This is a genomic window from Clostridium sp. Marseille-Q2269 (assembly GCF_943736985.1).
Taxonomy (GTDB): Bacteria; Bacillota; Clostridia; order Clostridiales; family Clostridiaceae; genus Clostridium_F.
The window spans coordinates 44,720-69,920 of the sequence record NZ_CALSFS010000013.1; the positions used below are offsets into that span (position 1 = coordinate 44,720).

Consider the following 25,201-nt stretch of genomic DNA (forward strand, 5'->3'; position numbering starts at 1 on the left):
ACATTAACAATAAAAATTCAAAAAATTATTAAAATAAAGAATTTATATTGGGGATATTATGATAATTATCGAATGATATTAATAATTTATAATTTAAAAATGTCAATGATTTCTATATAATTGTTAAACATATAATTATTATTGATAGTTTTTAATGAAATATATAGTATAAGAAATATATGGTATAATTAATATCACTATATAAAATAATAGGCATAGATAGTAAATTTAGAAAGGAGAAAATAATACCATGAATTTAAATTTAGGAGAAACATATAATGGATTTAAATTGATAAATGAAGAAGAAATAAAAGAAATTAATTCTGTAGCCCAAGTATTTGTGCATGAGAAAAGTGGAGCTAAGTTACTTTTTATAAAAAATGATGATGATAATAAGATTTTTTCTGTAAGTTTTAGAACTCCTCCAAAAGATAGTACGGGAGTAGCTCATATACTAGAACACTCTGTTTTATGCGGTTCAAGAAAATTTCCTGTTAAAGAACCATTTGTAGAATTAATAAAAGGTTCTTTAAATACATTTCTAAATGCTATGACTTTCCCGGATAAAACCATGTACCCTGTAGGAAGTACAAATGATAAAGACTTTACAAACTTAATGGATGTATACTTAGATGCAGTGTTGTATCCTAATATATATAAATATCCTGAAATAATGATGCAAGAGGGTTGGCATTATGAAATAGAAAATAAGCAAGATGATATAACATATAAAGGTGTAGTATACAATGAAATGAAGGGAGCTTTTTCTTCTCCAGAATCTATATTATTTAGAAAGATACAAGAATCTTTATTACCAGATACCATATATGGCGTTGAATCTGGTGGAGATCCCGATCATATACCAGATCTTACACAAGAAGATTTTAGAGAGTTTCATAAAAAATATTATCATCCGTCTAATAGCTATATGTATTTGTATGGAGATATGGATATATTAGAAAAATTAAAGTTTATAGATGAAAATTATTTAAAAGATTTCAATAAACAAGAAGTAGATTCAAAAATAAAACCACAAGAACCATTTAAAGAGCCTAAATATATGGAAGTTAAGTATCCTATATCTAAAGAAGAAAAAATTGAAGATAAAACTTATTTAAGCTTAAACTTCTCTGTAGGTAAATCTATAGATAAAGAAGCATACTTAGCTTTTGAAATTTTAGAACATATACTTCTTGAAACGCCATCATCACCATTAAAGAAAGCTCTATTACAATCAGGAATAGGTAAAGATGTTTTTGGTGTGTATGATAATAGTATACTTGAATCTACAATTAGTATAATAGTGAAAAATTCTAATAATGATAAAATACAAGAATTTAAATCTGTAGTATTTGATACACTTAAAAAGCTGGTTAGAGAAGGAATAGATAAAAAATTAATAGAATCATCAATAAACTTAAAAGAGTTTAGTTTAAGAGAAGCAGATTATCAGGGATATCCAAAGGGTTTAATATATAATATGAAATCTATGGAAAGTTGGCTTTATGATGAAGAACCTACAATGCATTTAAAATATGAAGATGTACTACAAAAAATAAAGTCTGCATTAAGTTCTAATTATTTTGAAGATTTAATAGAAAAATATATTTTAAATAATAATCATTACTCAATTCTTGTTGTAAGGCCAGAAAAAGGTCTTGAAGAGAGAAGAATAGAAAATATAAGAAAAAAATTAAAAGAATACAAAGAAAGCTTAACAGATAAAGAATTAGAAACACTAATACAGCAAACCAATAAATTAAAGGAAAGACAAAATGAAAAGGATTCTATGGAAAATTTAAGTAAGATTCCATTACTTTCTATAGAAGATATAAATAAAGAAGCAGAAAAGCTTCCATTAGAAGAAAAAAATATTTTAGGAATTAAAACTTTATACCATAATGTATTTACCAATAAAATTTCATACTTTAACTTATATTTCAACACAAGGTCAGTAGAAAAAGAAAATATACCTTATACAGGGCTATTGGCATTTGTTCTTGGAAAAGTAAGTACAAAAAATTACAATTATCAAGATTTATCTAACGAAGTTAATATAAGTACAGGTGGAATTAAGTATAATACAGAAACTTTTAATGTAAAGGAAAGTTATGAAGACTATACTCCTATGTTTATTATAAAGTCTAAATGTTTAACTAGTAATATTAAAGAACTTATGAAGTTGTTGTCAGAAATATTAAGTAACTCTAAATTTGATGAAAAAAACAGATTAAAAGAAATAATACAAGAATTAAAATCAAGATTAGAAATGATGATGTTTGACAGGGGACATATTGTAGCTGTTAAGAGATTATTTTCATATTTTTCATCTCACGGCAAATGTGATGAACTTTTATCAGGAATAGAATTCTATAAATTTATTGTGGATATAGAGAAGAATTTTGAAGATAGATTTGAAGAAATAAGTAGAAATCTACAAGAGGTATTTAATCAAATATTTAATTCTACAAATTTACTATTAAGTATCACTGGGGAACAAGAAGAGTTTAATGGAGTAAGTAAAGAATTCAAAACATTATATGATAGTTTAAAAGAAGAAAAATTAAAATATAATAATTACGAATTTGAATTTAACAATAAAAATGAGGGATTTTCCACTTCTTCTAAAGTTCAGTATGTAGCCAAAGGATATAATTATTTAAAATTAGGATATAAATATAGTGGAAGTATGCAAGTTTTAAGAACTATAGTAAATTATGATTATTTATGGAACAGGATTAGAGTACAGGGTGGAGCATATGGTGCTTTTGCATCTTTTGTGAAGAATGGGAATATGTTCTTTGGGTCTTATAGAGATCCCAACTTAGTAAAGACTATAGAAGCTTATGATGAAGCATTTAAATATGTATCTCAATTCAATCCTGAAGATAGAGAAATGACGAAATACATTATAGGAACTATTTCTGATTTAGATACGCCTTTAAGTCCTGCTGCAAAAGGAGAAAAATCAACAGAAAATTATTTAAGAAAAATATCTTATGAAGATATGCAAAAAGAAAGAGATGAAATATTGTCTACTAATAAGGAAAAAATAATAGCTTTCAGTGATATTATTAAAGATTTAATGAAAGAAAATTATATATGTGTTATAGGTAATGAAGATAAAATAAAAGAGAATAAGGATAAATTTAATAATATAATAAATTTATTTGAATAATAAAAATAGTATGTTGTAAATTTGCAACATACTATTTTTATATTATATTATTTTGCTATGTCTAAATTATCTTTTTTTGAAGTAGTTTTTTTCAAGAATAATCCCAAAACTGCTAAAGCTACCACAATGCCTATAGGATATCCAATTGAAGGGTTAAGTTTAAATCCTTCTGGAGCTACAAGTATATAAGTTATAGAAACTGCAGTCATAAAGGTAGCAGGTATAGTTGCCATCCAATGAGATTTATTTATATTATATAAGTAAGCAGCTGCAGTCCATAGAACTATCATAGCTAGGGTTTGATTTGACCAAGCAAAATATCTCCAAACAACATCGAAATTTATTTTTGTTAACACAAAACCTATCACGAATAGAGGAATACTTATTGCTAATCTATTTTTTATAGGTCCTTGTTCATAATTTAGTAAGTCTGCAATTATAAGCCTAGAACTTCTAAAAGCTGTGTCACCAGAAGTTATAGGACATGCAACAACTCCAAGTATGGCTAAGGCTCCACCTATTTTACCAAGAAGAGAATTTGAAATAGTGTTTACTACCCAAGCTTGTCCTCCGTGAGCAGCCATTTGCTTACCAAGCTCTCCAGTGTTGCCAAAGAAAGTCATTGCAGCGGCAGCCCATATTAAAGCCAGTATACCTTCAGCTATCATTGCTCCGTAGAATATTTGTCTTCCTTGTTTTTCATTTGTTATACATCTAGCCATTAATGGAGATTGAGTTGAATGGAAACCAGATATAGCTCCACAGGCAATTGTTACAAACATTAATGGCCAAATTGGAAGTTTTTTAGGATGTAGATTTGCTAATGTTATTTCTGGTATATGATAACCTTTAACTATTAAGCAAGTAGCAACTCCTATAGCCATTATAAGTAAGCATAAACCGAATATAGGATATATTTTACCTATAATTTTATCAACAGGAAGCATAGTTGCAAGAATGTAGTATATAAATATTACATATATCCAAACTACTTTATTGTATCCAGTTAATGTATTTAAAAGACCAGCAGGTCCTATTATAAATACAACACCAGTAAGAATTAAAAGTATTACTGAGAACCCTCTCATAAATTGTTTGAAACCAGGTCCAAGATATTTACCAACTACTTCTGGAATACTTGCGCCATCGTGTCTTACAGATAGCATACCTGAAAAATAATCATGTACTCCACCTGCAAAAATAGAACCAAATACAATCCATAAGAATGCAGAAGGTCCCCAAAGTGCACCTGCTATAGCGCCAAATATTGGACCTAAACCTGCTATATTTAAAAATTGAATCATAAAAATTTTCCAAGCGGGCATAGGAACAAAATCTACTCCATCTTCTAATCTTATAGCTGGAGTTTTTATTGTTTCATCAGCCCCAAACATTTTTTCTACTATTTTACCATAAATTAAATAACCAATAACAAGTGCTATTAATGAAAGAAAAAATGATATCATAAAATTACCTCCTACCCAATACAATCGATTACATATCGAAATTTAAATTATATAATAATGATAATATAGTATTAAATTTTTATTAACAATATTATTATGAAAGAACATAAAAACACATTAAATTGTAAAAAAATTTCCCTGTTTAGCAATTTAGTATAGAAAAAATATTTATTTATTGTATAATTTATTAAAGAATATTTAATAAATTATATATAATACTGTAATTTAAGGAGAAAAATCCATGATATATATACAATTATTACAAAGTATGTCCTTAATTGGAATATCAGCTTATTTATATAGCCAAACTAATACTTTTAATAAATTTCTTAATAATAAATCACATTACAAATATAAGATTTTGATGATAATTTTTTTTAGTGTCTTATCTATATTGGGAACTTATACTGGGGTTAATATAGAACCCTATGCACTAGCAAATGTAAGACCCATAGGATCTATAGTAGCAGGATATATAGGTGGACCATTAGTAGGTGTCATTGTAGGGACTATAGCAGGAACCCACAGGTATCTTTTAGGAGGATTTACAGCTTTTGCTTGTGCTATAGCTACCATAGTAGAAGGTCTTGTGGGTGGAATAGTTAATAAAATAAAAAGAGATAAACATATAGATGTTTTAACAGGTGTTACTGCAGCAATAATCGCAGAAGTATTACAGATGACCATAATTTTATTAATATCAAGACCATATGAAGACGCACTACAGTTAGAAAAAATTATAGCTTTACCAATGATAATCACAAATTCCATAGGAGTAGGTATATTTATAAATATTATAAATAATACTGAAGAAAGGTATAAAAAAATTGCTGCTATACAATCTCAGAAAGCTTTAAATATAGCAAAAAAAACTTCAATTTATTTAAGAAGTGGTTTTAATCAAGAAATTTCAGATAAAGTATGTTCAATAATATATGAAGCAATAAATTTAGAAAGCATATTTATTACAGAAAATAAAGGCATATTCTCTTATAATGGAGAAGAAATAGATAAGGAAAAACTAAGAGATAAAATAAATGAATATTTTAATATTAAGGATTATAAGTTAATAAAATTTCAATATAATAATAAAGATAAGCTCTTCTATTGTATACCTATATATACAGAAAAAGATAAATTTAAATTTATTATAGGAATAGAAATTAAATCTTATAAAAGTGTAGATAAATATTTCAGTGATTTTGCTAATGAATTAACGGCTCTTTTGGCTACTCAAATAGAACTATATGAATTAGATCAATTAGCTCAAGAAGTCTCAAAGGCAGAATTAAAAATGTTAAGAAATCAAATACATCCTCACTTTCTATTTAATACACTAAATACTATAGCATCCTTTTGTAGAACTGATTCCATAAAAGCTAGAGAGCTTATACTAAATCTTTCAAATTATTTTAGACAAACCTTAAAAAGACAAGAAGAAAAAATTATTTTAAAAGAAGAAATGGAATTTTTACAATCTTATTTGGCTATAGAAAAAGCTAGATTTGGTGATAGACTAATAGTAACTATTAATATACCAGAAAAGCTTTTAGATTTTAAAGTGCCTGTCTTTATACTTCAACCAATAATAGAAAATTCTATGAAGCATGGAATATTAATAAAGCCACAGGGAGGAGAGGTAATAATTACTGCGGTAGATGAACAAGATAAAATTAAGTTTTCCATAAAAGACACAGGGGTAGGTATGGATAAAAATAGGCTTAATCATGTAATTAAAAACTGGCCAGGAATAGGTCTTTCAAATGTAAATAAAAGATTAAAATTACTTTATGGAGAAAGAAGTTATATACATATAGTAAGTAATCTAAATGAAGGAACAGAAGTTATATTTCGTATACCTAAGGAGGCATTTTAGATGAAAGAAATTAGAGCCATTATAATAGAAGACGAAAAGCCAGCTATAGAAGAACTTAAATATGTTTTATCTAAATATAATTTTTTAAATATAATAGATGTAGCTATAAACGGCAAAGATGGATATGAATTAGTAGAAAAATTACAGCCAGAAGTAGTGTTTATGGATATAAATATACCTGTAGAAAGTGGTATGACTTTATCAAAAAAAATAAAAAAATTTAATAAAGATATAAATATTATATTTATAACAGCCTATGAACAATATGCATTGGAAGCTTTTGAAATAGATGCTTTAGACTATATATTAAAACCTTTTGATGATAAAAGAATAGATATAACTATAAAAAGATTGCAAGAAAAAATCAGAGAAAAATATAAAGAGAAAATTCCTGTTATGATAAGTGATATATTAAATAAGTTGGAAAAAGAAGAAAAAATATTTAAGAAAATACCTTGTGAATGCAACGGCAAAATAGTGTTAATAGATACAAAAAATATATATTATTGCTATACTATGAATGATAAAACATATGTGAAAACAGATTCACAGGAGTATGCAACTCACAATACATTAAAAGAAATAGAAGGGAAGACAGATTTGTTTAGAGTCCATAGAAGTTATATAGTAAATATGGATAATATAAAGGAACTATATTCTTGGTTTAATGGTACATATAAATTGGTTATGAGCGATAAAGAGCAATCAGAAATTCCTGTTAGTAGAAATAATGTTAAGAGAGTAAAAGAAATATTAGGAATATAAAAGGATAAAATTATATTTTAAAAATGAGATTAGTTTAATATAAAAAATAAAAGGGGCTGTGGCGCTAAGAATAAACGCTACAATATATTGTGTTAACTTTAAACTGTAAAACGATATATTGTGCTTAAATTCTTTAATGCGACAGCCCCTTATTTTGAAAATTTAAAGGTAAGATTTATTTCAATTTGTTTTTTATATTATTCTGCTAATTGTTCCCATTTTGAATAAAGATCTTCAACTAATTTTTGTTTGTTTATAATATCTTTATTTATTTGTTCACTTTTAGTGGAATCTGAATACACTTCTTCTATGCAAAGTTGTTGTTGAAGTGATATTATTTCTTCTTCCAGATTTGTTATTTCTTTTTCTAAATTTTTTATTTTAAGCTTTTCTTGCTTTAATTTTTTTTCTTCTTCTTTTTTTCTCTTTTTTTCATGATGTATTTGAGTTTTGGTTTTTGAATTTTCAGAGGTTATAGCTTCATAATTAAATCTGTTAGGGTTAATTTTTTTATGCATATAGTAATTATAATTTCCCAGATATTCTTTTATACCATCTATATTTAATTCGTAGATTTTTCCTATGGATTTATTTAAAAAATATCTATCATGAGATATAACTAAAACTGTACCATTGTAGATTAAAAGAGCATCTTCTAAGGCTTCACGAGACATTATGTCTAAATGATTAGTAGGCTCATCTAAAAGAAGAAAGTTAGATTTAGAAAGCATTAATTTTAATAAATTAACCTTACATTTTTCTCCACCACTAAGCTTTGATATTTCTTTAAAAACATCATCACCGGTAAATAAGAATGCAGCTAAAGCATTTCTTACTTCTGTAGTAGTCATTTCAGGAAATTCATCCCATATTTCATCAAGTAAAGTATTATTTTCATTTAAATCTGATTGCTCTTGATCGTAATAACCAATATATACATTTTTACCTACATATTTTGTACCACAGTTGCTTTTAATTTCATCCATTATTATTTTTAATAATGTGGTTTTACCTCTACCGTTATCCCCAATCAAAGCTATTTTTTCGCCTCTTTTTATATCCATTTCCACATTTTCAAATAAAGTTATATCCCCATAAGATTTACTTAGATTTTCTACGTGAAGTATGTCATTCCCACTTTTTATTTGAGTTTCGAAACTTATTTTTACAGGTTTTGGTAAGTTATCCGGAGCATCTATTTTTTCAATTTTATCTAAAGATTTTTGTCTGCTTTCTGCTGCTTTTATACTTTTTTCTCTGTTAAAGGATCTATACTTTTCTATTATTTTTTCTTGCCTTTTGATTTCAGCTTGTTGAAGATTATATGCTTTTAACTTTACTTCGTACTCTTTTTTTCTAAGTTCTATAAATTTAGAATAATTGCCGTTATAGCAATTAATATGACCATTTATAAGTTCAAAAGTTTGATTTGTAATTTCATCTAAAAAATATCTATCATGGGATATAATTAGTACTGTACCTTTATAAGCTTTTAAATATTCTTCTAGCCAATTTATGGCTGTTAAATCCAAATGATTTGTGGGCTCATCTAGAAGCAATATATCTGGACTTTGGAGCAAAAGTTTACAAAGAGCCACTCTAGTTTTTTGACCACCACTTAATATATTTATTTGTTTAGTAAAATCCTCTTCTTCAAAACTTAATCCTTTTAATACTCTGTGAATCTCACCTTTATAGGTATAACCGCCTCTATTTATATATAAATCTGTATAAGTAGTATAATCCTTTATGATTTTATTATGGTATTCTTTATTATTCTCATCATAAGGTTCATTCATCAATTTTTCTAATTTATTTAATTTTTCTTCCATTTTTATAAGTTCATGAAAAACCTCTAATACTTCCTCATAAATAGTATTGTGAGAATCTAAAGAAAGATGCTGTGCTAGATATCCTAAAGATTTAGATTTATCTATAAATATATCACCATTATCTTGTTCTAAAGAAGACGTTAGAATTTTAAATAAAGTAGATTTACCAGCACCATTAGGACCTATTAATCCAACTTTATCTCCTTCATTTATATTAAATGTTAAATTATCTAAAATAGAATCAATACCATAAGTTTTTGAAATATTTTTGCAACTTAATACAACCATTAATTTCACCATCCTTAACAAATACTATTCTACTATGTATTACATTTTTTTTGTAGTGCTATATAGGACTATTTTATTTTATTTTTTACTTTAGTATTCACTAATTTTAGTGTATAATATTTAATTATATGATACAATATAGGTAATAATATTAGTAAAAATATGATATTAAGAGGTGTAATATGGATAAGAAAAAAAATATTTCGATGGCAGTTATAAGAAGATTACCTAAATATCATAGATATTTGTATGAATTATTAAAAAATGATGTAGACAGAATATCTTCAAAAGAATTAAGTGAGAAAATAGGTTTTACTGCATCTCAAATACGCCAAGATCTAAACTGTTTTGGAGATTTTGGTCAACAAGGATATGGGTATAATGTTAGAGAATTACACCATCAAATAAGTAACATATTAGGACTAAATAATCCTTATAATAGTATAATTATTGGAGCAGGCAACATAGGTCAGGCATTGGCTAATTATACTAGATTTGGAAAATTGGGAATTGATGTAAAAGTCATGTTTGATACAAATCCTAAATTAATAGGATTAAAGATAAGAGAAATAGAAATATTAGACATTGATTACTTATCTGATTATCTAGAAAAAAACAAAGTAGATATAGGAGTAATATGTGTACCTAATGATAAGGCTCAAAAAGTAGCTGACGTTCTTATAAAAAATGATATAAAAGGTATATGGAATTTTGCACCTATAGATTTGTCAGTTCCAGAAGATGTAGTGGTAGAGAATGTTCATTTAAGTGATAGTCTTCTAACTTTAACTTGCTTAATAAATAAAACTGAATAAAATATTAGATTTTATTTATTTTAAGATTTGGTTTGTTATTCTATTAACAAACCAAATAAAAAATTGAAACCTTTTAACGGTTCTCTTTACATAGGTAAAGAGGGCCTTTTTATATTTGAGAGTAGTTAAGTTTTAAAATTATTAATTTGATAAAAAATACAATAATTATGTTATAATTATAATGAAAATAATAATATAAATACAGGGGAATAAGGGGGAGTAATTATTATGTACAAAATATTAAAAAAGGAAACCATTGCGCCTAATATATTTCTGATGAAGATTAAAGCGGAAAGAGTAGCAAGGTCAGCACAACCAGGACAATTTGTTATAGTTAAGATGGATGAAAAAGGAGAAAGAATACCTCTTACTATATGTGATTATGATAAAGAAGAGGGTAGTGTAACTATTGTTATTCAAGCTATAGGTTCTTCAACAAAAAGAATGGAAAACTTTAAAGAAGGAGATAGTTTTAGAGACTTTGTAGGACCACTAGGACAACCATCAGATTTTGTGTATGAAAATTTAGATGATGTAAAGAAAAAGAAAATGGTATTTATAGCAGGTGGACTTGGTGCAGCACCAGTATATCCACAGGTGAAATGGCTTAGTGATCATGGTATAAAAGCAGATGTAATTATAGGATGCAAATCAAAAGAACATCTAATACTAGAAGAAGAAATGAAAAAAGTGGCAGGAAATGTTTATGTAGCTACAGATGATGGTTCTTATGGATACAAAGGACTTGTAACTAATCTATTAAAAGAATTGATTGACAAGGAAGAAAAGGCTTATGATCATGTGGTGGCAATAGGGCCTATGATTATGATGAAGTTTGTAACTTTACTTACAAAGGAATATAGCATAAAGACTATAGTAAGTTTAAATACATTGATGGTAGATGGTACAGGAATGTGTGGAGCTTGCAGAGTAACTGTAGGCGGAGAAACTAAGTTTGCCTGTGTAGATGGCCCAGAATTTGATGGACATTTAGTAGATTTTAATGAAGCTATGAGAAGACAACAAATGTATAAAACAGAAGAGGGAAAGAAGATATTAGAGGATCAAGAAAAAGCAGAAGGACATGTATGCCATGTAGGATTGGATGGTGATAAATAATGGGAAATAGAATGAAAAGGGTTTTAGTAAGGGAACAAGATCCTATGAAAAGGATCACAAATTTTGATGAAGTCTGTTTAGGATATACAGAAGAAGAAGCTGTAGAAGAAGCTAAAAGATGCCTTCATTGCAAGAAACCTATGTGTGTAGGAAAGTGTCCTGTAAGTGTTAATATACCAGATTTTATAGAATATATTAAAAATAAGGAATTTGAAGAAGCAGCTAAATCAATTGCAAAAGATAGTGCATTACCAGCAGTTTGTGGAAGAGTATGTCCTCAAGAGACTCAATGTGAAGGTAAGTGTGTTTTAGGAATAAAGGGAGAATCGGTAGCAGTAGGTAAATTAGAAAGGTTTATAGCAGATTGGTCAAGAAAGAATAATGTGGATTTAAGTAAAACAGAAGATAAGAAGAATAAAAAAGTAGCAGTAATAGGAAGTGGTCCTGCAGGGCTTACATGTGCAGGAGATTTGGCCAAAAAAGGATATGATGTTACTATATTTGAAGCTTTACATGAACCAGGGGGAGTATTAGTTTATGGTATACCAGAATTTAGATTACCTAAAGACACAGTAGTAAAGCATGAAATAGATAATGTTAAAAAATTAGGAGTTAAGATAGAAACTAATGTAATAGTTGGAAAAACTGTAACTATCAATGAATTAATAGAAGAAGAAAATTTTGAAGCTATATTTATAGGCTCTGGAGCCGGATTGCCTAAATTTATGGGTATACCAGGTGAAAATTTCAATGCAGTATTTTCTGCTAATGAATTCTTAACAAGAACAAATCTTATGAAAGCCTTTAAAAGCGAATATGATACACCTATAAAGGTGGGAAAAAGAGTTGCTGTAGTTGGTGGTGGAAATGTAGCTATGGATGCTGCAAGAACTGCTAAAAGGCTTGGAGCTGAAGTACATATAGTGTATAGAAGATCAGAATCTGAATTGCCAGCTAGAGTAGAAGAAGTTCATCATGCCAAAGAAGAAGGAATAGAGTTTAATTTACTAACTAATCCTGTAGAGATCTTAGGAGATGAAAATGGTTGGGTGAAAGGCATGAAATGTATTAAAATGGAATTAGGTGAGCCTGATCAAACAGGTAGAAGAAGACCTATAGAAATATCAGGTTCAGAATTTACCATAGAACTAGATAGTGTAATTATGTCTTTAGGAACATCTCCAAATCCTCTTATAGCTGCTACAACAGAAGGATTAGAAAATACAAAACGAGGATGTATAGTAGCCGAAGAAGAAACTGGAGCTACCACAAAGTCTGGAGTATTCGCTGGTGGAGATGCAGTAACTGGTGCTGCCACTGTTATATTAGCTATGGGAGCAGGGAAAAAAGCAGCCAAAGCTATAGATGAATATCTAAATAATAAATAATATTAAGTTACAATTAATATTGACAAATATGTATAATTAGTTATATTGTATAAGCTGTACTCTAAATTTAGAGTACAGCTTATTTATTATTAGATTTTGGTATATACTATTTAGAAGTATAAAAATTTATTTATAAGGAATGATTTATATGGATTTTAATTATGTGGAAAATTGTAAAAACGGTATAGTTGTAAAAGACGTAAGAAATTTTGAATTAGACCATATTTTTGAATGTGGCCAATGCTTTAGATGGTATAAAGAGGAGAATGGTTCTTATATAGGTGTGGTACATGGAAAAGTTATAGAAATAGAAAAAGTTAATAATGATGTGGTATTATATAATGCAACGGAAGAAGATTTTAAAAAAATTTGGGTAGAATATTTTGATTTATACAGAGATTATGGTGAAGTGAAAAATATATTAAGCAAAGATGACATATTAGCTGAATCTGTTAAATTTGGTCACGGTATAAGACTTTTAAAACAAGATCCTTTTGAAATAATAGTTTCATTTATAATTTCTGCTAATAATAGAATACCTATGATTAAAAAAGCTATAAGAAATATAAGTGAAAGGTGGGGGGGAGCCATAGAATATAAAGGTAAGGTATACTATAGTTTCCCTAAAGTGGAAGAACTTAAAAATGCTACAGAAGATGAATTGAGGTCATGTGGTGTTGGTTTTAGAGCTAAATATATAAAAGATACAGTAAATAAAATATATCAAAATTCTATACAAGAATGTAAAGAATATAATAAAGAATACGATATGCTATGGATAAAAAATCAGGAAGATGATATATGTCATAAAATGTTACAAAACTATAGTGGTATAGGAGCTAAAGTTGCAGACTGTGTTATGTTGTTTTCTATGGGAAAATATTCTGCATTTCCAGTAGATGTTTGGGTTAAAAGGGCTATGCAATATTTTTATTTAGCTCCAGACGTATCTTTGAAAAAAATAAGAGATTTTGCACGAGAAAAATTTGGAAATTTGTCAGGATTTGCTCAGCAATATTTGTTTTATTATGCAAGAGAAAACAAAATTGATGTTAATCAGAAATAATGTTAATAAAATCACATATAGAAATTAATATTTATCTTAAAATAACTCAAAAATTTTGTTATAATTTAAATGTTTATGTATTAAAATTTTTTTGTTTGGTTTACTAATGAAAAAATATATACAAATTATAAAATGATGTTCAATGAACATTTAAGAATATGGAGGATGTTTCATGATAAAGTTTGAAACTGAACTAAAAAGGATAAAATATTTAGTTCTAAAAGATGTGGCTGAGTTAGCTCAACAAGATAATATTAATAAGCTAGAAATGTTAAAAATACCATACAAAATATTAAATGAAAAGCAAGCAGAATATAGATGCTGCGTTTATAGAGAAAGAACAGTAGTATACGAAAGGGCTCAGCTAGCTGCAGGAATAAACCCTGACGATAATTTAACAAATGAATTAGAAAGCATAAAGGATAGTAATCAAATAATGTATATAATAGCATCTGCCTGTGATCAGTGTCCTATAAACAGATTTACAGTAACAGAAGCTTGCAGGGGATGTATACAACATAAATGTATGGAGGTCTGTTCTGCTAAGGCTATAGCTAGAATAAATGGTAAAGCATATATAGATCAAAATAAATGTAGAGAATGCGGTTTATGTAAAAAGGTGTGTCCATATAATGCTATAGTAGAAGTTATGAGACCGTGTAAAAAAGTATGTCCTACTGGAGCATTAGAAATAAATCCAGAGGATAAAAGAGCTATGATAGAAAATGAAAATTGTATTAACTGTGGAGCTTGCATGGCTGCATGTCCATTTGGAGCTATTTCAGATAAGAGCTATATAGTTGATATAGTTAAATTATTAAAGGAAAAGAAAAAAGTGTATGCAGTAGTAGCACCAGCTATTACAGGACAATTTGGACCATTAGTAAAAGTTGGACAAGTGAAGAATGCTTTAAGAAAAGCAGGCTTTAAAGATATGGTAGAGGCTGCATGTGGAGCAGATGCAGTAGTATTTAGTGAGTCTGAAGAATTTGTAGAAAGAATGGGACAAGGCCAAAAATGCATGACAACATCTTGTTGTCCAGGCTTTGTAAATTATATAGAAAACCAATTTAAAGATTTAGCAGGAAATATATCTACTACAGTATCTCCTATGGTTGCTACTGGAAGAATGATAAAAGAAATGGACAAAGATGCCTATGTTATATTTATAGGACCTTGTACTGCTAAAAAGAGTGAAGTTTTAAAAGAAGAATTAAAAGATGCAGTAGATTATGTTATGACTTTTGAAGAAATAGCAGCACTTTTAGGTGCTTATAAAGTAGAACCATCAGAATGTGAAGAAGATCAGGTTCAAGATGCTTCTACTTTTGCCAGAGGTTTTGCTCAAAGTGGTGGGGTTATATCAGCAATACAAAACTTTATTGATTCTAAAGAAATAGATATAAAATTTAATCCAACTAAGGTTAGTGGAAAGGATGAAATCAAGAAAACTCTCATGTTAGCTAAAGCAGGAAAAATTCCTTTTAACTTTGTAGAGGGAATGATGTGTGAAGGTGGATGTATTGGAGGTCCGGCAACTATGGTTTCACCTATAAAAGCCAAAGGTCAATTAATTAAGTTTAGCAAGGAATCTGAAAGTAAGGATGTTGTAGAAAATAAGAAAATGGAAAATTTTGAAAAAGTAAATATGCATAAGCATAAATAATAAACAAAAGTATTTTATTTGATAAATAGCTATAAAATAAGTGATACCTATAATTGTATTGTACTTATTTATAGCTATTTATTTTCTAAAAAGTAAATTTTATTTTAATAATTTTAAAAATTTTCATATAAATTTAATATAATTTTAAAATATTAAAAAAATAATAAGATTTAAAAATGGTAATTTATAAAGCAAAATATGATATCATTTATATAAATAAAAAAATACTAATTCGTAAAAAATAGGAGAATTTATGATGAAAAATATAAAAAAATATATAGAAAAGAATGTAAATATTATTAAGCAATTATTAGTTGATAATAAGGCAACCATAATAGTATCCTTATTTTTTTTATTTATAATTTTTATAGGATATATATATTTTAAAAATTTTACTGTACTAAAAGATCCTAATAAGATCAAAAATATTATATTATCTTATGGTAGTTATGGGATTATCATATTTTTATTATTTCAAATAATTCAAGTGGTTGCTTTTTTTATACCAGGAGAGGTAATACAAATAACTGGGGGATATATATACGGGACTTTACTAGGAAGCATATATTCTCTTATAGCAATAGCATTAGGAAGTATATTAGTATTTTCACTGGCCCATGTATATGGTAGACCTTTGGTACATAAAATAATTTCTAAAAAAGATTTAAAATTTTTTGATAGATTGCTAAATATAAAAAATATAAAATTAATTGTATTTTTGTTATATTTAATACCTGGAATACCTAAAGATGCATTAGGATATATATGTGGTATATCTGATATTAAATTTAAGGATTTCTTTATATTATCTACATTAGGGCGAATTCCAGGCATTCTAGCCTCTGCTTATTTTGGAGCAAGTATACACAGAGGCAATAAATCTATTTTAATAATAGTAGGGGTTATAGCATCCTTGCTTTTCGTAGTAGGTGTATTAAAAGGAGAGAAGATGATAAGAAAGATAGGGAAAAATAGTGACAAGTAGAAAATGTTGGGACTTAAAAAATATGCTACAATTGGTATTAAAAACAGGATATGTGTTTAGAAGGTGGATATTATTTCAATTAGGATATTGGAATTTTCATATAATACCTTTTGTATCACATATCCATATTTTTTATGATGCTAATAGAGTATAGGGTTTTTATGTTTGGTAGCATAATTATTTTTTTAAATGTGCTTTATGTGTGTTTTTATACAATATATAACATATCAAAGAAGAAAGTATTATGAAAAATAGTATAAGTAATAAGCAATGAAAAAAGAAGGTCTCAGGTAATAAATCTATAATAGGATCTTTGTCAGGATCGAATAGCCAGTAGTTGTTAGAGAAAAAAATCTCATGGAAGATAGTAAACCCTTTATCAAAATTTAAAGCTAATGGAACAATTAATAATAAAGGAATAATAATAGACGAAATAGAAGAATATTTTAAAAACCTAACACTTTTAGTTATTTTTAATTTATAATATATAGCATGTATGGAAATAAAAATATTTATAATTAAAAATTTATCTAAGAAATTAAATATATTTTTAACATCCCTAAAATGTATTATCCCTTTTTTGGATGAAGGTAAGCTAGGAAGAGAGAATATAATGTTTTTATGACTATTTAAATAATAGACCAAATAATTGTAATTTTCTTTTATTTCTTTTATATTCAAATCTGTGTTTTTAGTTAAAGATAAATTTGTAATATCCCAGTAGTATAAGATTTTAAAATTAAGTGTTATTTTAACAGAAATAACTATAAATATAATAGTTAAAATAATTGATAATAGTATATCTATAAAAAAATCTTTGTTCTTTAATTTCATAACGGAATCTCCTTAGCTATAAAACGTATATGTATATTCTATAACAAATACGGTATAAAAAACATATTTTTGTGATAATAATACAAATATATAAAAACCATAGAAAATAATACTAAAATAACAAAATATCGATATATAGCATTATAAATTCAAAATATGGCTATAATTAAGCTATTAAATTCTTATTTCAAATTTGATATTATAAACGCTATTGCCTATTATAATAATTGTATTAGCACTCAAGATTAACGAGTGCTAACAAATAAAAGATAATAATTATTTAAAATATAAAAATATTTTAAGGAGGGGTTTAAATGAAGATTAGACCACTTGGAGACAGAGTAGTAATTAAAAGAGTAGAAGCAGAGGAAACCACAAAAAGTGGAATAGTATTACCAGGAGCTGCTAAAGAAAAACCACAGGTTGCAGAAGTAATAGCTGTAGGACCTGGTGGATTAGTTGATGGAAAAGAAGTTAAAATGGAATTAAAAGTAGGGGATAAGGTATTATTCTCAAAATATGCTGGTAACGAAGTTAAAATTGAAGGCGAAGAAGTAACTATACTAAAGCAAGATGATATATTAGCAGTAGTTGAAGGTTAATTAAATATTTTATATTAGGAGGTATGAGATATGGCAAAAAGTTTATTGTTTGGAGAAGAAGCTAGAAGATCAATGGAAGCTGGTGTTGATAAGTTAGCTAATACAGTAAAAGTAACACTTGGACCAAAGGGAAGAAATGTTGTTTTAGATAAAAAATTTGGATCACCATTAATAACAAATGATGGTGTTACAATAGCAAGAGAAATAGAACTAGAAGATCCATATGAAAATATGGGTGCACAACTTGTAAAAGAAGTTGCCACTAAAACAAATGATGTAGCAGGTGATGGTACTACTACAGCTACATTATTAGCTCAAGCTATAATAAGAGAAGGATTAAAAAATGTTACAGCAGGAGCTAATCCAATACAAATAAGAACAGGAATAAGAAAAGCTGTAGAAAAAGCTGTAGAAGAAATCAAAGCTATTTCTAAGCCTGTAAATGGGAAAGAAGATATTGCTAGAGTTGCTGCTATATCAGCTGCTAGCGAAGAAGTAGGAAAACTTATTGCAGATGCTATGGAAAAAGTAGGTAATGATGGAGTTATAACTGTAGAAGAATCAAAATCTATGGGAACTGAACTAGAAGTAGTTGAAGGTATGCAATTTGATAGAGGCTATGTAAGTTCATACATGGTAACTGATACTGAAAAAATGGAAGCAGTATTAGATGACGCGTATATCTTAATAACTGATAAGAAAATTTCTAATATACAAGAAATATTACCTATTTTAGAGCAAATAGTTCAACAAGGCAAAAAATTATTAATAATTAGTGAAGACATAGAAGGTGAAGCTCTAGGTACATTAGTAGTTAATAAATTAAGAGGAACATTCACTTGTGTAGGTGTAAAAGCACCAGGATTTGGAGATAGAAGAAAAGAAATGCTTCAAGATATAGCTGTTTTAACAGGCGGTCAAGTTATTTCTGAAGAATTAGGAAGAGATTTAAAAGATGTCACTATAGATATGTTAGGAACTGCAGATAGTGTAAAAGTTACTAAAGAAAACACTACAATAGTTAATGGTAAAGGTGATAAAACTGCTATAAAAGAAAGAATATCTCAAATAAGAACACAAATTGAAGATACAACTTCAGAATTTGATAAAGAAAAATTACAAGAAAGACTTGCAAAATTAGCAGGTGGAGTTGCGGTTATAAGAGTAGGCGCAGCTACAGAAACTGAATTAAAAGAACAAAAATTAAGAATAGAAGATGCTCTTGCAGCTACAAAAGCAGCAGTAGAAGAAGGAATAGTTCCAGGTGGTGGAACAGCATATATAGATATTATACCTAAAATGGCTGATTTAACTTCTGATGTTACAGATATTAAATTAGGAATAAACATAATAAGAAAAGCCCTAGAAGAACCTGTAAAACAAATAGCTAATAACGCAGGTGTTGAAGGATCAGTAATAATTGAAAAAGTTAAGGCTAGCGAACATGGTATGGGATATGATGCTTTAAATAATAAATATGTAGATATGCTAAAAGTTGGTATAGTTGATCCAACTAAGGTTACAAGATCAGCATTACAAAATGCTGCTTCAGTTGCATCTACTTTCTTAACAACAGAAGCTGCAGTAGCAGATATTCCAGAAAAAGAAAATTCAGCGCCAATGGCACCAGGAATGGGAATGGACGGAATGTATTAATAAAAATAAGAGACTCGATGTATCGAGTCTCTTATTTTTATTATTATATAATTACTTATATTTTCAAATGTTTTTTTGTATATATTACATAATTATTTATAAGATTTTTCATGGAACAGGAATAAGATTTTTCTAATTTGAACATTAAATTGTTCATTTTTTCTCTGATAATTTTCTTATCTTTAGGACATGTACTTATAAATTACATGTAATTTTTATAATATTATTACATGGATTCTTAATAATATTAATAAATGTTTAACATGAAAAATAAAATTTCAACACTAAAAATGAAATTGGTATTGAATTTATCTTTTTTATGAAGTATAATACTAACAAATATTTTTAATAAAAAGAATAAAAAAAATCATAATAAATTGTAAATGCAATAAAAAAATCAATATTTTAAAAGTAACTCATATATCCCCATAATAAGGATGGGAGTATCTACCGAAAACCGTAAATTTTCGACTATGAGTGATCATTAATGATGCTACAATAAGAGCGTATTAATTTTCACTTATAGTTTTAGTGTTAATTAATGTGTTTTTTTTTATATTTTTATAGAAGGGATGATTTAAATGGCAAAAATAATAAAACAAGCATATACTTTTGATGATGTTCTTTTAGTTCCAAATAAATCAGAAGTTTTACCAAAGGAAGTTAGTTTGAATACGTATTTAACTAAAAAAATAAAATTAAATATACCCCTTATGAGTGCAGGAATGGATACAGTTACGGAAGCCAAAATGGCAATTGCTATAGCTAGAGAAGGCGGCATTGGAATAATACATAAAAATATGACTATAGCAGAGCAAGCTAGTGAAGTGGATAAGGTAAAAAGACAAGAAAATGGAGTAATAACAGATCCATTTTATCTTGCACCGGATAATACCATACAAGATGCATTAAATCTTATGAGTAGATATAGAATATCTGGAGTACCTATAACTACAAATGGAAAATTAGTAGGAATAATAACTAATAGAGATATATTATTTGAAAATAATTATGAAAAAAAGATAGAGAAAGTTATGACTAAACAAAATCTTATAACTTCATCAGAAAATACAACTGTAGAAGAAGCAAAAGAAATATTAAAATCCCATAAGATAGAAAAGTTACCTTTAGTTGATAAAGATAATAATTTGTGTGGGCTTATTACTATAAAAGATATAGAAAAAATAAAGAAATTTCCTAACAGTGCCAAAGACTCTAGAGGAAGACTTTTATGTGGTGCAGCAGTCGGAGTTACAAAGGATATGATAGAAAGAGTAGATGCCTTGGTAAAAGCTCAAGTAGATGTAATAACAGTAGATACTGCACATGGCCACTCTAAAGGAGTTATAGAAGGAGTTAAGGAAATAAAGGCCAAGTATCCACAGATTCAAATTATTGCAGGAAATATTGCAACAGCTGAAGCAACTAAAGATCTAATAGATGCAGGAGCAGATTGTATAAAGGTTGGAATAGGACCAGGATCTATATGTACAACTAGAGTAGTTTCAGGGGTTGGAGTTCCTCAACTTACAGCAGTTATGGATTGTGTTGAAGAAGCAAATAAAAAGGGAATACCAGTAATAGCTGATGGTGGAATTAAATATTCAGGAGATATAGTTAAAGCATTAGCTGCTGGAGCTAAAGTTGTTATGATGGGTTCAATGTTTGCAGGTTGTGCAGAAGCACCAGGAGAGACAGAGATATATCAAGGAAGAAGTTATAAAGTATATAGAGGAATGGGATCATTAGCTGCTATGGCCTGTGGTAGTAAAGATAGATACTTCCAAGAAGATAATAAAAAATTGGTTCCAGAAGGTGTAGAAGGAAGAGTGCCATTTAAAGGAGCAGTAACAGAAACTATATATCAAATGTTAGGTGGTATTCGTTCTGGTATGGGATATTTAGGAGCTCCTACATTAAATGATTTATATGAGAATGCTACATTTGTAGTTCAAACATCTTCAGGTATAAGAGAAAGTCACCCTCATGATATTTCAATAACAAAAGAAGCACCAAATTATAGTGTTAATCAATAAAGGAGGCACATATGAATAAAGAATTAGTGTTAGTAGTGGACTTTGGAGGACAATATAATCAATTAATAGCAAGACGTGTAAGAGAAAACAAAGTGTATTGTGAGATTATACCTTATAGTACATCAGTAGAAAAAATAAAAGAAAGATCACCTAAAGGAATAATATTTACAGGTGGACCTAATAGTGTATATACACAAAATGCACCTAGAGTTCAAAAAGAGTTATTTGATTTAGGAATTCCAGTTCTAGGTATATGCTATGGAGATCAACTTATGGCTTACAGTTTAGATGGTGAAGTAAAAAGTCCTGATAAGAGAGAATATGGAAAAACAGAAGTAAACTTAAATAACAGTAGTTTATTGTTTAAGGGTATAAAAGAAAAAGATCAATGTTGGATGAGTCATACAGATTACATTTCAAAAGTGCCAAAAGGATTTAAAATTATAGCAACAACAGATGAGTGTCCTTGTGCAGCTATGGAGAATATAGAAAAAAAATTATACGGAGTTCAATTTCATCCAGAAGTAGAGCATACTTTGTTTGGAAAAAAAATGCTTGAAAATTTCTTGTTTGACATATGTGGTTTAAAAGGTGATTGGACTATGAGTTCCTTTGCAGAAGAACAAATAAAATCTATAAAGGAAAAAGTAGGAAATAAAAAAGTAATATGTGCTTTATCTGGTGGAGTAGATTCATCAGTAGCAGCGGTAATTGTTCATAAAGCCATAGGAAAACAATTAACTTGTGTATTTGTTGATCATGGTTTACTTAGAAAAGATGAAGGTGATCAAGTAGAAAAGATATTTAAAAATCAATTTGATATGAATTTGATAAGAGTTAATGCACAAGACAGATTTTTAGGAAAATTAAAAGGGATTTCAGATCCAGAGAAAAAGAGAAAAATAATAGGAGAGGAATTTATAAGAGTATTTGAGGAAGAAGCTAAAAAATTAGGTGACATAAGCTTCTTGGTTCAAGGTACTATATATCCTGATGTAGTAGAAAGTGGAACAAATACATCAGCTACTATAAAAAGTCATCATAATGTAGGTGGACTACCAGAAGACATGGAATTTAAATTAATAGAACCTTTAAGAGAATTATTTAAAGATGAAGTAAGAGCTGTGGGAGAAGAATTAGGTATACCACATAAATTAGTGTGGAGACAGCCTTTTCCAGGACCAGGTTTAGCTATAAGAGTATTAGGTGAGGTTACAGAAGAAAAACTAGCTATTACAAGAGAAGCAGATGCCATCTTTAGAGATGAGATAGCTAAAGCAGGCTTAGAAGAAAAGATATGGCAATACTTTGCTTGTCTTCCAAATATCCAGTCAGTTGGAGTTATGGGAGATGAAAGGACATACTGTCATACAATAGCTTTAAGAGCAGTTACATCTTCAGATGCTATGACTTCAGATTGGGCAAAAATACCTTATGAAGTATTAGACAAAGCATCAAGAAGAATAGTAAATGAAGTTAAAGAGGTTAACAGAATTGTTTATGATGTAACTTCTAAACCACCAGCAACTATTGAGTGGGAATAGAAAGGATTTTAGCTTCAGTTTTAATTTTAAAAGTATGTAATTTAAAATAATAAAAGACAGGGCATTACTTTAAAGTTTATGATTAGTATTAAAATAAGACAACAAATGTATGGTTTGGGGTAATTTTCATATATAAAATTAACTAAAGCAATATGAGAATTTAATTACTGTATGAAAGTTTTATTAAAATTGATATTTGTATGATATAAAAGGTGTTTTAATTTATTTTAAAGTTACCAAATATTAAGTAACTTTAAAACGCCTTTTATATTTTTTTGTATTAATTTCTGTAAAAATTTAAGTACTAAATAAAGATATTAAAAATTTAATATATTAAGCAAATTGAATTATTAATATTTTAAAAATTGAAAAATATATTTTCTATTTTTGAATATATTTATAATATTCATATAACAGAGTATTATATTTCAAAATTTATATATATTTGTCATGAAGATTTTAGTTGATAATAAGATAAGGTTAATGTAATATCGGCATGATTGTTCAGGTTATATTGCCCAACAATGATTTATGAAACAAAGATGAGAAACTGATAATTTTCAAATTTTGGTTAAATTCAGAATAATTGTTATATTGACTAGATTTTACTTATGTGGTACATTGATAAAGAATAAACAATTAAATAAGGAGTGTGAAAAATGACAAAACAAAAAACAAAAAAGGATATTTTTGTACCAGGATTCGCACTATTTGCTATTTTTTTTGGAGCTGGAAATCTAATTTTCCCACCTAGTTTAGGTATGGCTTCAGGGAAAAGTTGGGCTTTAGCTGCATTTGGATTTTTACTTACAGATCCGGTACTACCAATTTTAGGTGTTATTGCAACAGCTAAAGTAGGAGGAAAGGCTGAAGACTTAGGTAAAAGAGTTAGTCCTAAATTTGCAAAGGCTTTAGGAGCTTTGTGTATATTAGTTGTTGGCCCTTTATTTTCGATTCCAAGAACTGCAGCTACTGTATATGAGATAGCTATAAAGCCAGTAGCACCAAAAGTGCCAATTATAGTTGTATCATTGATATTTTTTATAATAACTTATATGTTAGTTAGTAATCAAAGTGGTGTAATGGACAAGATTGGCAAATATTTAACTCCATTATTGTTAATTTTTTTAGCTCTTATAGTAGTGGCAAGCATAGTAACACCTGTAGGAGAAATAGTACAAACAAAGCCTAATAAGTTTTTTTTAGTAGGTTTCCAAGAAGGTTATCAAACTATGGATGCACTAGGAGCGTCATTGATGTCTGGAATAGTGTTAACAGATTTAATTTATAGAGGATATAAAGATAGTAAAGATCAAGAATATATGACTATTAGAATAGGTTTAGTTGCAGGATTTTTATTATTATTAGTATATGGTGGACTTACATTTGTAGGAGCTACTGGAAGTGGAATATTTAAACCTGGCATTACTAGAGTTGATTTATTATTACGTTTAGTATCTGGACTTTTTGGAAAATTTGGTGCAGTTGCTATAGCTATAATAGTAGCATTAGCCTGTTTAACTACTGCAGCTGGTCTTACTACAACAGCAGCAAATTATTTTAATAGTATAAGTAATGGAAAACTTTCATACAAGGGTATTAGCATAGCTGTAGTATTATGTAGTATATTTTTATCTGTAATAGGCGTAGAGGGACTAATAAATATAGCTGTACCAATTTTATCAACTATATATCCAGTAATGATAGTTCTAATACTAATGACATTATTTGATAAGCATATTCCTAATGGTCACGCATATACAGGAGCAGTATTAGGAGCTTTCTTAGTTAGTCTTATTATAAACATAAATAGTACATTGGGAATATTAAATGGACCTATGAAAATAATAAAAAAATTACCTCTTTTTGATGGAGGATTTCCATGGATAGTACCAACTATTGTATTAGGTCTTATATTTATGATATATGGTAATATAAAGAACGCCAAAAATTTAGAACATGAAAATTCCTTAAAAGGTTAGGGTGCTAAAGCACAACAGTGATAGAAAGCAATTATATAAATATTAAAATTTTATACTAATATAACTATAAAATAGATAGTTTAAATGGAAGAAAAATATTGAT

General features: G+C 28.0%; 17 protein-coding genes and 1 riboswitch. Of the genes, 14 read left to right on the forward strand and 3 right to left on the reverse strand.

Annotated features, from left to right (window positions below; all coding sequences use genetic code 11):
- Positions 1–250 precede the first annotated feature (250 nt).
- The gene (locus NGI68_RS13495) at positions 251–3,178 is read left to right on the forward strand and encodes an insulinase family protein (protein WP_251861993.1); all 2,928 of its coding nucleotides are present in this window, start codon (positions 251–253) and stop codon (positions 3,176–3,178) included.
- 47 nt (positions 3,179–3,225) lie between these two features.
- Here NGI68_RS13495 and NGI68_RS13500 read toward each other — a convergent pair whose 3' ends face one another.
- Positions 3,226–4,644 (reverse strand): carbon starvation CstA family protein, encoded by a 1,419-nt coding sequence (locus tag NGI68_RS13500; RefSeq protein WP_251861994.1) that lies wholly within the window; start codon positions 4,642–4,644, stop codon positions 3,226–3,228.
- 241 nt (positions 4,645–4,885) lie between these two features.
- On the opposite strand from NGI68_RS13500, the gene NGI68_RS13505 reads away from it, so the two are divergent.
- Both NGI68_RS13505 and NGI68_RS13510 read left to right on the forward strand, forming a co-directional pair.
- Positions 4,886–6,520 carry a LytS/YhcK type 5TM receptor domain-containing protein gene (locus NGI68_RS13505; RefSeq protein ID WP_251861995.1) on the forward strand — a complete coding sequence of 545 codons (1,635 nt, stop codon included), beginning with the start codon at positions 4,886–4,888 and terminating at the stop codon, positions 6,518–6,520.
- Entirely contained in the window at positions 6,521–7,285 is a 765-nt protein-coding gene (locus NGI68_RS13510) for a LytR/AlgR family response regulator transcription factor (RefSeq protein ID WP_251861996.1), read from the forward strand.
- 197 nt (positions 7,286–7,482) lie between these two features.
- Here the strand turns inward: NGI68_RS13510 and NGI68_RS13515 are convergent, their stop codons facing one another.
- Positions 7,483–9,405, reverse strand: coding sequence for an ABC-F family ATP-binding cassette domain-containing protein (locus NGI68_RS13515; protein ID WP_251861997.1), 1,923 nt, complete (start codon positions 9,403–9,405; stop codon positions 7,483–7,485).
- 182 nt (positions 9,406–9,587) lie between these two features.
- On the opposite strand from NGI68_RS13515, the gene NGI68_RS13520 reads away from it, so the two are divergent.
- The 6 genes from NGI68_RS13520 to NGI68_RS13545 all read left to right on the forward strand — a co-directional run bounded on the left by NGI68_RS13520 (position 9,588) and on the right by NGI68_RS13545 (position 16,444).
- Positions 9,588–10,220, forward strand: a complete 633-nt coding sequence (locus NGI68_RS13520; RefSeq protein ID WP_251861998.1) for a redox-sensing transcriptional repressor Rex — start codon at positions 9,588–9,590, stop codon at positions 10,218–10,220.
- A gap of 228 nt (positions 10,221–10,448) precedes the next feature.
- Positions 10,449–11,339: a sulfide/dihydroorotate dehydrogenase-like FAD/NAD-binding protein gene (locus NGI68_RS13525; RefSeq protein ID WP_251861999.1), complete on the forward strand. Its 891-nt coding sequence runs from the start codon at positions 10,449–10,451 to the stop codon at positions 11,337–11,339.
- The gene (gene gltA / locus NGI68_RS13530) at positions 11,339–12,727 is read left to right on the forward strand and encodes an NADPH-dependent glutamate synthase (RefSeq protein ID WP_251862000.1); all 1,389 of its coding nucleotides are present in this window, start codon (positions 11,339–11,341) and stop codon (positions 12,725–12,727) included. Before NGI68_RS13525 ends, gltA begins: the two co-directional genes overlap by 1 nt.
- 148 nt (positions 12,728–12,875) lie before the next feature.
- Positions 12,876–13,793, forward strand: coding sequence for a DNA-3-methyladenine glycosylase family protein (locus tag NGI68_RS13535; RefSeq protein ID WP_251862001.1), 918 nt, complete (start codon positions 12,876–12,878; stop codon positions 13,791–13,793).
- Positions 13,794–13,965: 172 nt separating this feature from the next.
- Positions 13,966–15,459 carry a 4Fe-4S dicluster domain-containing protein gene (locus NGI68_RS13540; RefSeq protein ID WP_251862002.1) on the forward strand — a complete coding sequence of 498 codons (1,494 nt, stop codon included), beginning with the start codon at positions 13,966–13,968 and terminating at the stop codon, positions 15,457–15,459.
- A 253-nt stretch (positions 15,460–15,712) separates the two neighbouring features.
- Positions 15,713–16,444 carry a TVP38/TMEM64 family protein gene (locus NGI68_RS13545; RefSeq protein ID WP_251862003.1) on the forward strand — a complete coding sequence of 244 codons (732 nt, stop codon included), beginning with the start codon at positions 15,713–15,715 and terminating at the stop codon, positions 16,442–16,444.
- A 177-nt stretch (positions 16,445–16,621) separates the two neighbouring features.
- On the opposite strand, the gene NGI68_RS13550 is transcribed toward NGI68_RS13545, so the two are convergent.
- On the reverse strand, positions 16,622–17,278 hold the full coding sequence (locus NGI68_RS13550; protein ID WP_251862004.1) for a TIGR01906 family membrane protein: 657 nt from the start codon (positions 17,276–17,278) through the stop codon (positions 16,622–16,624).
- 314 nt (positions 17,279–17,592) lie between these two features.
- Between NGI68_RS13550 and NGI68_RS13555 the strand changes: the two genes are divergently transcribed.
- The 5 genes from NGI68_RS13555 to brnQ all read left to right on the forward strand — a co-directional run bounded on the left by NGI68_RS13555 (position 17,593) and on the right by brnQ (position 25,098).
- Positions 17,593–17,880 carry a co-chaperone GroES gene (locus NGI68_RS13555; RefSeq protein ID WP_003483267.1) on the forward strand — a complete coding sequence of 96 codons (288 nt, stop codon included), beginning with the start codon at positions 17,593–17,595 and terminating at the stop codon, positions 17,878–17,880.
- A 30-nt stretch (positions 17,881–17,910) separates the two neighbouring features.
- Positions 17,911–19,536 (forward strand): chaperonin GroEL, encoded by a 1,626-nt coding sequence (gene groL, locus NGI68_RS13560; RefSeq protein ID WP_251862005.1) that lies wholly within the window; start codon positions 17,911–17,913, stop codon positions 19,534–19,536.
- 396 nt (positions 19,537–19,932) lie between these two features.
- Positions 19,933–20,030: riboswitch (purine riboswitch) on the forward strand.
- A gap of 87 nt (positions 20,031–20,117) precedes the next feature.
- Entirely contained in the window at positions 20,118–21,572 is a 1,455-nt protein-coding gene (gene guaB / locus NGI68_RS13565) for an IMP dehydrogenase (protein WP_251862006.1), read from the forward strand.
- 11 nt (positions 21,573–21,583) lie between these two features.
- On the forward strand, positions 21,584–23,116 hold the full coding sequence (gene guaA / locus NGI68_RS13570; protein ID WP_251862007.1) for a glutamine-hydrolyzing GMP synthase: 1,533 nt from the start codon (positions 21,584–21,586) through the stop codon (positions 23,114–23,116).
- A gap of 659 nt (positions 23,117–23,775) precedes the next feature.
- The gene (brnQ, locus tag NGI68_RS13575) at positions 23,776–25,098 is read left to right on the forward strand and encodes a branched-chain amino acid transport system II carrier protein (RefSeq protein WP_251862008.1); all 1,323 of its coding nucleotides are present in this window, start codon (positions 23,776–23,778) and stop codon (positions 25,096–25,098) included.
- Positions 25,099–25,201 lie beyond the last annotated feature (103 nt).